Annotated in this window: 11 protein-coding genes; 4 read left to right on the top strand and 7 right to left on the bottom strand. The window is 72.3% G+C overall.

Annotation, left to right across the window (positions count from 1 at the left end):
* Positions 1-108: 108 nt before the first annotated feature.
* The gene (cobF, locus tag ACZ61C_RS40825; RefSeq protein ID WP_465313298.1) at positions 109-873 is read right to left on the bottom strand and encodes a precorrin-6A synthase (deacetylating); all 765 of its coding nucleotides are present in this window, start codon (positions 871-873) and stop codon (positions 109-111) included.
* Positions 874-951: 78 nt separating this feature from the next.
* Between cobF and ACZ61C_RS40820 the strand changes: the two genes are divergently transcribed.
* From ACZ61C_RS40820 to ACZ61C_RS40810, 3 genes are all read left to right on the top strand, one after another.
* Complete coding sequence (locus tag ACZ61C_RS40820; RefSeq protein ID WP_465313297.1) at positions 952-1,158, top strand: heavy-metal-associated domain-containing protein; 207 nt, start codon at positions 952-954, stop codon at positions 1,156-1,158.
* Entirely contained in the window at positions 1,155-3,278 is a 2,124-nt protein-coding gene (locus ACZ61C_RS40815) for a heavy metal translocating P-type ATPase (protein ID WP_465313296.1), read from the top strand. Before ACZ61C_RS40820 ends, ACZ61C_RS40815 begins: the two co-directional genes overlap by 4 nt.
* Positions 3,279-3,344: 66 nt before the next feature.
* Positions 3,345-3,626 carry a metal-sensitive transcriptional regulator gene (locus tag ACZ61C_RS40810; RefSeq protein WP_257920172.1) on the top strand — a complete coding sequence of 94 codons (282 nt, stop codon included), beginning with the start codon at positions 3,345-3,347 and terminating at the stop codon, positions 3,624-3,626.
* A 103-nt stretch (positions 3,627-3,729) separates the two neighbouring features.
* Here the strand turns inward: ACZ61C_RS40810 and ACZ61C_RS40805 are convergent, their stop codons facing one another.
* The 6 genes from ACZ61C_RS40805 to ACZ61C_RS40780 all read right to left on the bottom strand — a co-directional run bounded on the left by ACZ61C_RS40805 (position 3,730) and on the right by ACZ61C_RS40780 (position 8,997).
* Entirely contained in the window at positions 3,730-4,431 is a 702-nt protein-coding gene (locus tag ACZ61C_RS40805; protein WP_465313295.1) for a CPBP family glutamic-type intramembrane protease, read from the bottom strand.
* Between the two features lie 4 nt (positions 4,432-4,435).
* Positions 4,436-5,284, bottom strand: coding sequence for a M protein (locus ACZ61C_RS40800; RefSeq protein ID WP_465313294.1), 849 nt, complete (start codon positions 5,282-5,284; stop codon positions 4,436-4,438).
* A 120-nt stretch (positions 5,285-5,404) separates the two neighbouring features.
* Positions 5,405-6,130, bottom strand: coding sequence for an MgtC/SapB family protein (locus tag ACZ61C_RS40795; RefSeq protein ID WP_465313293.1), 726 nt, complete (start codon positions 6,128-6,130; stop codon positions 5,405-5,407).
* A 127-nt stretch (positions 6,131-6,257) separates the two neighbouring features.
* On the bottom strand, positions 6,258-7,586 hold the full coding sequence (locus ACZ61C_RS40790) for a copper resistance CopC/CopD family protein (RefSeq protein ID WP_465313292.1): 1,329 nt from the start codon (positions 7,584-7,586) through the stop codon (positions 6,258-6,260).
* Entirely contained in the window at positions 7,583-8,161 is a 579-nt protein-coding gene (locus ACZ61C_RS40785; protein WP_465313291.1) for a hypothetical protein, read from the bottom strand. The genes ACZ61C_RS40790 and ACZ61C_RS40785 overlap by 4 nt, the downstream gene beginning before the upstream one ends.
* 146 nt (positions 8,162-8,307) lie before the next feature.
* A complete protein-coding gene (locus ACZ61C_RS40780; protein WP_465313290.1) occupies positions 8,308-8,997 on the bottom strand; it encodes a winged helix-turn-helix transcriptional regulator in 690 nt (229 codons plus the stop codon).
* Between the two features lie 246 nt (positions 8,998-9,243).
* On the opposite strand from ACZ61C_RS40780, the gene ACZ61C_RS40775 reads away from it, so the two are divergent.
* Positions 9,244-11,559, top strand: a complete 2,316-nt coding sequence (locus ACZ61C_RS40775) for a TOMM precursor leader peptide-binding protein (protein ID WP_465313289.1) — start codon at positions 9,244-9,246, stop codon at positions 11,557-11,559.
* Positions 11,560-11,566: the final 7 nt, after the last annotated feature.

The raw sequence follows: 11,566 nt of genomic DNA, 5'->3' as shown, positions 1-11,566 counted from the left end.
GGTTGTGGGAGAGTAGGACACCGCCGAACTTAACAAAACGGTTAGGCCCCGGTTGAGGACCAGTGATGGTTCTCCCGGGGCCTTTCTGCATGCCCGGAAACTCCTGCGCTAGTCGGCCCGCCGGCGCAGCAGGTAGGTGTCCATGATCCAGCCGTGCTCCTCACGAGCCTTCGCCCGCCGCTCGCGGATCTCCGAAGCCAGCTCCGCGGTCAGCGGGCCCGAAATGAGGATCTCGTCGGGTGTGCCCACGTAGGCGCCCCAGAAGATCTCCAGGCCGTCGGCGGCAAACCGGTCGAACGTCGTGTGCGCGTCCAGCAGGACGAAGACGTCGTCGACGTCCTCGGGCCAGCCCGCCTGCAGCCGGCGGCCCGTGGTCAGCTGGACCGCGCGGCCGATCTGGTTCATCGTCGTCCGGTGCCGGGCCACCAGCGCCGAGATGCTGCTGATCCCCGGGATCACCTCGTACTCGAACTCGGCCTTCCCCCGCGCCAGCACCGCCTCGATCAACGCGATCGTGCTGTCGTACAGCGACGGGTCGCCCCACACCAGGAACGCCCCGGTCTCGGCCGGCCCCAGCTCCGCGAGGATCAGCTCCTCGTACACCGCCGCCCGTGCCGCGTGCCAGTCGGCGACCGCGGCCCGGTAGTCGGCCGGTGTGCGGTCGCGCGGCGGGTCCTCCGCCAGCACCACCCGGTACCCCGGCCGCGTGACGAATCGGTCGAGGATGCCCTGCCGCAGCCGCACCAGGTCGGCCTTCTCGGTGCCCTTGTCGAGCACGAAGAACACGTCGACGCGGTTGAGCCGGTCGATCGCCTGAACCGTCAGGTGGTCCGGGTCGCCGGCGCCGATCCCGATCGCGTAGAGCTTGCGCATGCCGCGAGTCTGACGGGACCCGATGGAGAACCCCTACCCCCAAGGGGTATAAAGGAAAGAGCACGAAGGGAGTTGCCGATGACCGAGACGACCTACTCCGTCGAGGGCATGACCTGCGGGCACTGCGCCAGCTCGGTCCGCGAAGAGGTCTCCGAGCTCAGCGGTGTCCGGCAGGTCGAGGTCGACGTCGAGAGCGGCCGCGTGACCGTGACCAGCGACGTCCCGCTGGCGGCCGACGCCGTCGCCGCGGCGGTCACCGAGGCCGGCTACCGCCTGGTCGCGTGAGCCCGGCCGAGGTGACCACCGCGGAGCGCGTCGAGCTCGCCATCGGCGGGATGACGTGCGCGTCCTGCGCGGCCCGCGTCGAGCGCAAGCTCAACAAGGTCGGCGGGGTGACCGCGACGGTCAACTACGCGACCGAAAAGGCGCAGGTCAGCTACCCGAGCGAGCTGTCGGTCGACGATCTGAAGGCCGTGGTGGAAGCCGCCGGGTACTCCGCGCGGCTCCCGGATCCGGAAGCGCCCGACGAGACGAGCACGCTGCGCAAACGTTTGCTGCTCTCCGCGGTGCTCACCCTCCCGCTAGTGGCCCTCGCGATGGTCCCCGCCTGGCAGTTCGACTACTGGCAGTGGGTCTCGCTGGCGCTCGCGGCCCCGGTCGTGACGTGGGGCGCGTGGCCGTTCCACCGCGCCGCCGCCGTCAACCTGCGGCACGTCACCGCCACCATGGACACGCTGATCTCACTCGGCGTGGTCGCTTCGGTCCTGTGGTCGCTGTACGCGCTCTTCTTCGGCATGGCCGGCGAGATCGGCATGCGCCACGGCTTCGAGCTGATCAGCTCCGGCACGGCCGGCGACAGCCTGTACTTCGAGGTCGCGGCCGCCGTGACCACGTTCATCCTGGCCGGCCGCTACTTCGAGGCCCGCTCCAAGCGCCGCGCCGGCGCCGCGCTGCGGGCGCTGATGGACCTCGGCGCGAAGGACGTCACAGTGCTTCGCGCCGGTGAAGAGCGCCTGGTCCCGATCACCGAGCTCAAGGTCGACGACGTCTTCGTGGCGCGGCCCGGTGAGAAGATCGCCACCGACGGCGTGATTGTCGAAGGCGGCTCCGCGGTCGACACCGGCATGCTCACCGGCGAGTCCGTGCCGGTCGAGGTCGGGCCGGGTGACGGGGTCACCGGCGCCACCGTCAACGTCGGCGGGCGGCTGCTCGTGCGGGCCACCCGGGTCGGCGCGGACACGCGGCTGGCGCAGATGGCCCGGCTCGTCGAGGCGGCGCAGAACGGCAAGGCGGAGGTCCAGCGGCTCGCCGACCGGGTGTCGGCGGTGTTCGTCCCGGCCGTCGTCTTCGCCGCGCTCGCCACGTTGGTCGTCTGGCTGGCGACGGGCGGGCCGGAGGAGGCGGCGTTCACCGCGGCCGTGGCCGTGCTGATCATCGCGTGCCCGTGCGCGCTCGGCCTGGCGACCCCGACGGCCCTGCTGGTCGGCACCGGCCGCGGCGCGCAGCTGGGCATCCTCATCAAGGGGCCCGAGGTGCTCGAGTCCACTCGCCGGGTCGACACCGTGGTGCTCGACAAGACCGGCACCGTCACCACCGGCCGGATGACTCTCGTCGAGGGCGACGGCGAGGTGCTGCGGCTCGCGGGAGCCGTCGAAGCCGCGTCCGAGCACCCGATCGGCCGCGCGATCACCGATGCTGCCCGGGAGCGGTTCGGTGCGCTGCCCGCCGTCACGGACTTCCGCAGCACCGCCGGTGTCGGGGTGTCCGGCCTGGTCGAAGGCCGCATCGTGAGCGTCGGGCGCGCGCCGGGCGGCGAGGTGACGACGGTCGCCGTGACCTGGGACGGCGAGGTCGGCGGCACGCTGGCCGTCGCCGACACGATCAAGCCGACGTCCGCCCGGGCGGTCGCCGAGCTGCGCGAACTCGGGCTGACGCCGGTGCTGCTGACCGGCGACAACGAGGGCGTGGCACGAGCGATCGCCGCCGAAGCCGGGATCGACGAGGTGATCGCGGGCGTGCTGCCCGAGGAGAAGGTCGCCGTCGTCCAGCGACTGCAGGCCGAGGGGCGCGTGGTGGCGATGGTCGGCGACGGCGTCAACGACGCGGCCGCGCTCGCCCAGGCCGACCTGGGCCTGGCGATGGGCACCGGCACCGACGCGGCGATCGAGGCGGGCGACCTCACGCTGGTCCGCGGCGACCTGCGCGCGGCGCCCGACGCGATCCGGCTGGCCCGCCGGACGCTGGCGACGATCAAGGGGAACCTGTTCTGGGCGTTCGCATACAACGTGGCGGCGCTGCCCCTGGCCACGCTCGGCCTGCTCAACCCGATGATCGCGGGCGCGGCGATGGCGTGCTCGTCGGCGTTCGTGGTGAGCAACAGCCTCCGGCTGCGCCGGTTCCGCTGACCCCGGCCGATACGTGGGGAGGGTATAGTCGACGTCGAGGGATGCCGACAACGGGACAGGTGGGCGATGACGGGTTACGGCACCGAGCGGGAGGCCTATCTCAAGCGCCTGCGCCGCATCGAGGGGCAGATCCGCGGGCTGCAGCGCATGGTCGAGCAGGACAAGTACTGCATCGACATCCTGACCCAGGTCTCGGCGGCGACGAAGGCGCTGCAGTCGTTCTCGCTGGAGCTGCTGGACGAGCACCTGGCCACGTGCGTGGTCCAGGCGGCGGCGAACGGCGGCGAAGAGGCGGATCTGAAGGTCCGCGAGGCCTCGGACGCGATCGCGCGGTTGGTGCGCTCGTAGGTCGGCGCGAGGGGGGAGGCCATCGCCGGGCTCGGCGGCCGCTGACCAGGCAACCCGCGACCGCCCGGCGCACCCACGCGGCCGGCGGTCCGGCGTTCGTCCCCTAACGCACCAGCACCGCCAAGGTCAGCCCGCCCGCGTTGGTCGTGAAGTGCACGATCACCGACGCCAGCACTCCGCGCCCCGTGTGGCGCCACCAGTGCAGGAAGATCCCTGCCGCCCCGGCCGCCGCCATCGCGAGTACCTGCAGCACGACCACCGGTGTTGCTCCGAACACCGCGTGCACCGCCGCGTTGCGGCCGATCGCCAGTGCCGGGAGAAAATGCCACAGGCCGAACAGGGCCGCCGAGCCCAGGATCGGGGGCCAGCGCCAGCGGTCGTCGCTTGCTCCCAGCAGCGCCGGGAGGACTCCGCGGAACGCGATCTCCTCGATCAGGACCGTCCCGAACAGGATCCGGCCGCAGGTCAGCCACAGCAGCTGACCGAAGTCGGGCGTGCCGACGCGGCCGTCCTGGTACACCGTGCGCAGCGCCGGCACCGCCAGCGCGATGCCGAACACCACCGCCACCAGCGCCGCTCCGGCCAAGCCCACCAGCAACGGCTGCCGGAACTCACCCCAGCCCAGGTCGCGCCACGAACAGCCCGCCGCGCGGCCCAGCGTTACCAGCACCAGCGCCGCCACCACTCCGCACACCGGGTACGCCCAGCCGGGCAGCACGCGGTTGGCCAGCGTGGTCGACGCGGCCAGCGTCACCACCGCCGCGAGCAGGGCGGACACCCGGAAGTACTGCGAAGCTCTGGCCAAGCACTCAGCCTACGGCGTCCGACAGGTCGTCCGCCGGTGATCGTCGCTGGACCGGGACTCTCTTCGACATCGGGAGCGTGGCTTCGGGGTCGAACGGCGCCGGCTGTTCGTCGAGCGCGACGGCCGCTTCGGCCAGCAGATCACGGCAGCCGGTGAGGCTCGCGTGGAGCTTGTCGCGGACCTCGGTGAGGGCCGCGACCTCGCGTTCCGCGGCGCCGACCAGCGTCTCGCCACGTCTGGTCGCCGCCGCGACCAGCTGGTCCGCCTTCGCCCGGGCGGCCGCTTCCTGCTCGGCCAGTTCGCGCATCGCGTCCGCGCGGCGGATCGTCATCGCGCGGGTGTGATCCTCTTCCTGCTGCGCGCGGCGGTGCGCCGCGGCTTCGTCCAGCTCGCGGCGACGCTGCTCGGCCGCCCGCACGAACTCCTCGTGCTCCACCCGGCGGCGCTCGCCCTCGGCCTCCGCCTCGGCGACCAGCGTGCGTTCCTTCTCGGTGAGCCGGACCGCTTCCCGCTCGGCCTCGAGCCGGATCCGTTCGGCGTTTTCCGTTGCGCGCGCGGTGATTTCGGTCGCTTCCTCGCGGGTGAGCTCGATCATCCGGCGCGAGCGCTCCTGCAGCGCGTCCGGCTCGATCGGGGTCCGGCTGATCCGGTCGATCTTCAGCCGGAGCTCACGGTTGCCCTCCGCCAGCGACTCCGCGCGCCGCCGCGCCGAGTCGCGTTCGGCGGTGAGTCTTTGGATCTCGGCTTCGGCCCACTCGACGTATTCGACGACCTGCGCGCGATGAAAACCGCGCCACGCCAGGTCGAATCCGGGCCGCGTGCGCGCCACGTCCTCGCCACCGCCGGGGGCCATGCCTCACCTCCGAATTGGATGGTTTCTCCTCGGCCGCACGTTTTCCTTGTGGTGCCGGGGATTTCCGTGTGCACCCCAGTGTGCCGCAAACCCGGCCCCGCGCGCCGCCCGGGCGGGTGATCATTCGTCGAGCGGTTCCCCGGGACCGGTGGACGTGCTCCGGACGCCGGGCAGCTCGGCGAGCTCGGCGGCCAGGTCGTAAAGATCACCACGGCCGTCGAGGCGCATGGTCACGACCGCGATCCGTTGCCCCTCTTCGGAAAGAGACTCGTGGTCGACGTCGACGTGCTGCACGCTCCAGCCGCGTCCGGTGCAGGCGGCGAGCGCCGCGCGCAGCACGCCGTGGCCGTCGAGGTAGCTCAGCTGGATCACCGGTGGCTCGCGGCGGTGGCGGGCGACGAACCGCTGCAACGGCGGAAAGCCCCTAGTCACCACGAAGTGCCCGATCGTCGTGGCGACCGCGAGCACCGGCAGCCCGGCGCCGCACGCCGTGCCGACAGCAGCGGTGAGCCAGATCGTCGCCGCCGTCGTCAGGCCGCGCACGGCGTCGCGGCGGACGAAGATCAGCCCGCCGCCGATGAAGCCGATGCCGGACACGATCTGCGCGGCGATGCGCGACGGGTCGAGCGCGACGTGGTCGGTGCCGAGCAGGTCGGCGAAGCCGTACTTCGACACCAGCATGAACACGGCCGAGCCGACGCCGACCAGGCTGTGCGTCCGCAGGCCGGCGGCCTTCATGCCGGCCTCGCGCTCGAGCCCGATCGCGACGCTCAGCACCAGCGCGAGCAGGACCGGCGGCAGCAGCTCCCACTGCGCCGGCGTGGACCACAGTGTGGGCAAGATCATCCTCCCTGCCTTCCCCGGCGGCCGGCGCACAGGGCTGCCACCTGGGGATATCGAGCCGACAGGAGGTGATCGTGCCAGGGCGGGACGCGCGCCGCCGCACCGCGCCGGGCGTCCGGAGTGGACGGCGTCAGCCGCCGGGCGGGGTCACCGTAAGCAGCGCGGCCAGCGCGAGGACCACCACGCTGAGCACGACCTCCACCGCGACCGCCTGCCGCAGCTTGCGCAGGCTCGTCGTCACGGTCTTCGTGCTGCCCTCTTCCGGCCCGGTCAGCCCGCGGCGCACCGCGCGACGCGACCGGCTCGCCACCGTCAACAGCGCCGCGAAGCCGGCGATCTTCAGCAGCACCAGCAGGCCGAACGTGCTGGTCCAGAGGGTGGACAGGGACGGCATGATGCGCAGCGCCAGCACCGCACCGCTGATCGCGATCGCCGTGACCGAGCCGGCCGCGAGGCGCGAGAACTTGGCCGCGACCGGCACCAGGTCCTCGCCGGGCGCGGGCCGGTACAGGCCGAGCGCGAGCTGGACCAGCCCGCCCGCCCAGATCGCGATCGCGCCGAAGTGCACGAGGTCCGCGGTCACCGAGACGAACATGACCGGGTCGGTGACCGGGTGGCCGGTGGCCGAGAACGTCAGCAGCACCAGGAAGCCGGTCACCATCAGGAGGTTTTCGTAGCGGGCGCGCAGGCGGTCGGGCAGGCCGGGCCGCAGCAGCCGGGGCAGCAGCACAGTCAGTGCCGCGACCGCGGCCAGCCGCAGGAGCAGCAGCTTCCCGTAGGCGACGCGCAGGGTGTCGGCCAGCAGCCCGGGGTCGGTCACGGCGCCGAGGCCGCGACCGGCCGCGTACGGGCCTTGCAGCAGGAAGGTCGCCGCCGTGGTCACCACGACCAGGCCGGCGCCCCAGTGCAGCAGCCGCCGCGCGCGGGGGTCGGTGCGGGCCGCCGGGCGGCACACCACCACGAACGCGAGGCCGCCGAGCAGCACGACCCCGAGGTAAGCCAGCCAGCGCACCGCCGTCGACACGGTGTTGACGCCGGCGTCGGTGCCGGTCGCCGCGGACACCGCGCCCGCCGACGTCACCAGCGGCCCGGTGCCGAGGACAAACGCGAACGTGCCGCGCACCGGGTGGGAGTCGGCCGAGACGAAGGCGTATTCGACCAGGTAGGAGCCGTCCGGCAGGTTCGGCTCCAGCCGCACGGCGACCTGCTCGGCGACGTCGCCGGGCTGGAACACCGGCCCCGACTCGACCTCGCGGCCGGACAGGTCGACGACCTTGATCGACCCGGGCTGGATGCCGATGTTCTCCGACAGGGTCACCGCCACCAGGGGCGGCGCCGCGCTCAGGCGGGCGCCGTCCCCGGGGGTCGACGAGACGATCTCGACGTGGGCGGAAGCCGGGGTGGCGCCGAGCACCAGCCAGCCGATGAGGAAGGCCAGCAGGGCCAGCGCGCGCTTCACGACGCGGCGAGCGCCGACTGGTGCTTCGGCAGGCCGCAGGTGCAGCCGGTCAGCTCGTGCTCGGCGACCGAGGCCCGCCGGTGCAGGATCATCGCCACGATCATCGGGATGGTGACGATCGTGTTGTAGAACAGGTGCAGCTCCACCCGCGGCACGAGCAGCTGGATGATGCTCGTCGGCACCTTCTGCCCGGCCAGGCGCCAGCCCGACTGCGCCTGGATGAACAGCAGCAGGTGCTCGATGTGGTGCCAGAACTGGATGCCCAGCGCGAGGTTCCACCACTGGCGCGAGCGCCCGGCGAAGCCGTGCCGCAGCACCCAGAGGAACACCAGCATCACCAGCGCGTAGCCGTAGTGCAGCCACTCCTGCGAGATCAGCCACGGGAAGGGCATGCCCAGGACGCCGCGCGCGTCCGGGGTCTTCCAGCCCAGCACGTAGATCTGGAAGGCCTGGACGACGTGCTCGGCCCAGTGCCCGATCACGATCACCATGAACACCGTGAGGGCCCGGTTGTGGTACTTCCCGTTCAACGTCCCCAGGAAGCCGGCCGGCCGAACGAGCTCGGAGGTCGACATGTGCATGCTCCTTCACCAAAGACCGAAAAGTCGGCTCCTCGAAGATAGGGGACCCTGACCTCGATCCGGTTACTCCAGATTGCCCAACTACGCGGAACCGGTCGTCACCCGGGGTGGGCGGCGACCGTTTCCGTTGCGGTGCGTGGTCAGTGCATCGCCAGGCCGTCTTCGATCTCCGGCTTCGGCGGGATCCGGAACAGCTTGGTGAACAGCTCGAGGTGCTCGAACTCGCCCTCGATCCGGACGCGGCCGGTCGCCATCGCCTCGGCGGCGGTCAGGTTGCCGTTGACCAGGTCGATCAGCTCCGGCCCCTGCGGCTCGATGACCAGGTCGGCGGCCGGGTGGTCGCCGCCGCTCACCTTGAGCGTGCCGTCCTCGACCATCGCGTGGATGATCAGCGAGTCGCTGTGGCGCAGCACGTAGGTCACGTGGACGCCGCGCGCGGCCTCCTCCTGGAACGTCGCGTAGAGCGAGAGGATCGCGGCGTCGTTGGTGAAGACGTCGCCGTCGGTCGGGTAGCCGAGCGAGCGCGCGCCCCAGAGGCCGAGGTCCAGCATGATGTGGTCGAGCTCGCTGCCGTACTCGGTGAGCTCGTAGACCAGGCCGGCGTCGAGCTGCGGGAGCACCCGGCGCCGGACGACCCCGGCCTGCTCCAGCTCGTTCAGCCGCGAGGACAGGATGCTCGCCGGGATCCGGGGGAGCCCGAGCTGCAGGTCGGTGTAGCGTTTCGGGCCGAGCATCAGGTCGCGGATGACGAGCATGGACCAACGCTCGCCGATGATCTCGAGAGCACGGGCCAAACCGCAGAACTGGCCGTAGGTGCGAGTGGTCGTCATACTCGATCCTCACTTGGGTCTCGGGGTACGGGCCCGGCGGGAGCCCGCGCACTGCCCTTCGCGATCCAGAGTGACGAAGCACCGGCGACGGCGACCAGTGCGCTACACCCGGGTCAAACGTGTGTTTCCCACGAAAAGTCGTGCGTTTTGCACGTCCGCTTCTGTGGACGGCGCACTGGCCGCAGGTCGGGGCCGCGGAGAAGAATCCAGGTTCTCGGATCGCGCGCACCGGAAACTGGAGTGCAGATGAGCGGATCAGCCGTCCAGCCCGTCCCGCTTCCCCGGCGAGCCGAGGCCCCGCCCGCCGGGACCCCGGTACTCGCCTTCAAGCGCCACCTCCGTGCCGAGGTCTCCGCCGGCAAGGGGGCGTACCTCTTTTCCGAACAAGGGGTCATCGCGATGCGCGGCGCGCGCATCGAGTCGCTCGCGCCGCTGCTGGACGGCACCCGGGAGCTGCGGGAGGTGCTGCGGGCCCGGCCCGACGGCATGGCGCCGGAAGAGGTCGCCGCGATCGTGGCCGAGCTGCTGAACGCCGGCCTGGTGTCCGTCCGCCCGGCGCCCGAACCGGCCGCCGACGAGCGGGAGCTGGCCTACTGGGACGCCTGCGGCATCGACGCGGCCTCGGTCGCCACGCGCGCCACCGGCTCCGGGGTCCGGCTGGTCTCCGTCGGCGAAGACGTCGACACGGGCCCGGTCGAGCGCGCGCTGGCCGACGCCGCCCTCGAGATCGCCCCGCCCGGGTCGGCGCCCGAAGAGGCGGACCTGAGCATCGTGCTGTGCACCGACTACCTCGACCCGCGGCTGGGCGAGCTCGACGCCGAGCACCGGCGGACCGGCCGGCCGTGGCTGCTGGCCCGGCCGTTCGCCGCGCAGGTGTGGATCGGGCCGGTGCTGCGGCCCGGCGAGTCGGCCTGCTGGCACTGCCTGACCAACCGGCTGTGGGGGCACCGGCACGCGGAGGCGTGCGCCCAGGAGCTGCTCGGCCACGAAGGCCCGGCGCGGCGGCCCGCCGTGGCCCTGCCGTCGCTGACCGCCGCGGCGGCGCACCTGATCGCGCTCGAGGCGCGGAAGTGGCTGGCCGGCTACCGCCACGGCGGCCAGGACAGCGTCTGGGTGCTCGACACGCTGGACCTGCAGGGCAAGCTGCACGAGCTCCGGCGCCGGCCGCAGTGCGCCGGCTGCGGTGACACCTCGCTGATGGCCGCGCAGGCCGCCCGGCCGATCCGGCTCGAGCCGGCGCGCAAGACGACGTCGAGCGGCGGCGGGCACCGCACCGCCACCCCCGCGCAGACGCTCGAGCGTTACGGGCACCTGGTCAGCCCGATCACCGGCATCATCAAGGAGATCCGGCGCGACCCGGGGGCGCCGCCGTTCGTCAACGCCTACCGGTCCGGGTTCAACGTGGCGCGCGGGATGACCGGGATGGCCGGCATGCAGGCCGGGCTGCGCACCGAGAACGGCGGCAAGGGGGTCGGCCCGATCGACGCCGAGGTCGGCGCCCTGTGCGAGGCCGCGGAACGCTTCTCCGGCAACTTCCAGGGTGACGAGCTGCGCGTCCGGGCGTCGATGGACGAGCTCGGCGCCGAGGCGGTGCACCCCAACGACTGCATGCTCTTCGCCGAGCGCCAGTACCGCGAGCGGGCCGCCTGGAACGCCGCGCACGGGACGTTCCAGCACGTCGGCGACCGGTTCGACCCGTCGGCTCCGGTGGACTGGACCCCGGTCTGGTCGCTGGCCGGCCGCCGTCGGCTGCTGCCCACCGGCTTCCTGTACTACGGCACGCCGTCGCGGTGCGGCCTCCGCGGGATCTACGCCGACTCCAACGGCGCGGCCGCCGGCAGCAGCCTCGAGGACGCCATCCTGCAGGGCACGCTCGAGCTGATCGAACGCGACGCCGTCGCGCTGTGGTGGTACAACCGCACGCCGGTGGCCGGGGTGGACCTCGGCTCCTTCGGCGACAGCTGGCTGGACGAGACGGCCGGGCACTACGCCGCCATCGGCCGGCAGCTGTGGGTGCTGGACGTGACGTCCGACCTAGGCGTGCCGGTGTTCGTCGCGCTGTCGCGCCGGACCGACGGCCCGCACGAGCACATCATGTTCGGCTTCGGCGCCCACCTCGACCCGCGGACCGCCCTGCGGCGCGCGGTCACCGAGCTGAACCAGATGCTGCCCGCCCTCCTTTCGCAGGGCCACGGCTTCGACGACCCGGACGCGGCCCGCTGGCTGGAGTACGCGACCGTCGCCAACCAGCCGTACCTGCGGCCGGCCGCGGGGCAGCGGATGCGGACCATGGCGGACTTCCCTTTTGTGCACCGCATGGACGTGCGCGACGACGTCCTGGCGCTCGAGCGGGTCCTGGCCGCCGCGGGCACCGAGCTGCTCGTGCTCGACCAGAGCCGGCCCGACATCGGGCTGCCCGTGGTCAAGGTGCTGGCGCCGGGGTTGCGCCCCTTCTGGGCCCGGTACGCGCCCGGCCGGCTGTTCGACGTCCCGGTGCGACTGGGCCGGCTGGCCGAACCGACGCCGTACGAGCGGCTCAACCCGTTCCCGATGTTCCTCTAGCACACTG

This window comes from Amycolatopsis sp. NPDC104587 (assembly GCF_055583645.1).
This window is presented reverse-complemented; position numbering and strand designations above follow the sequence as displayed.

Coding starts and splice junctions, on each gene's coding strand:
- ACZ61C_RS40780 (WP_465313290.1), bottom strand. CDS start 8,997: ATGACGACCACTCGCACCTACGGCCAGTTCTGCGGTTTGGCCCGTGCT.
- ACZ61C_RS40810 (WP_257920172.1), top strand. CDS start 3,345: ATGACGGGTTACGGCACCGAGCGGGAGGCCTATCTCAAGCGCCTGCGC.
- ACZ61C_RS40795 (WP_465313293.1), bottom strand. CDS start 6,130: ATGATCTTGCCCACACTGTGGTCCACGCCGGCGCAGTGGGAGCTGCTG.
- ACZ61C_RS40820 (WP_465313297.1), top strand. CDS start 952: ATGACCGAGACGACCTACTCCGTCGAGGGCATGACCTGCGGGCACTGC.
- ACZ61C_RS40775 (WP_465313289.1), top strand. CDS start 9,244: ATGAGCGGATCAGCCGTCCAGCCCGTCCCGCTTCCCCGGCGAGCCGAG.
- cobF (WP_465313298.1), bottom strand. CDS start 873: ATGCGCAAGCTCTACGCGATCGGGATCGGCGCCGGCGACCCGGACCAC.
- ACZ61C_RS40800 (WP_465313294.1), bottom strand. CDS start 5,284: ATGGCCCCCGGCGGTGGCGAGGACGTGGCGCGCACGCGGCCCGGATTC.
- ACZ61C_RS40785 (WP_465313291.1), bottom strand. CDS start 8,161: ATGTCGACCTCCGAGCTCGTTCGGCCGGCCGGCTTCCTGGGGACGTTG.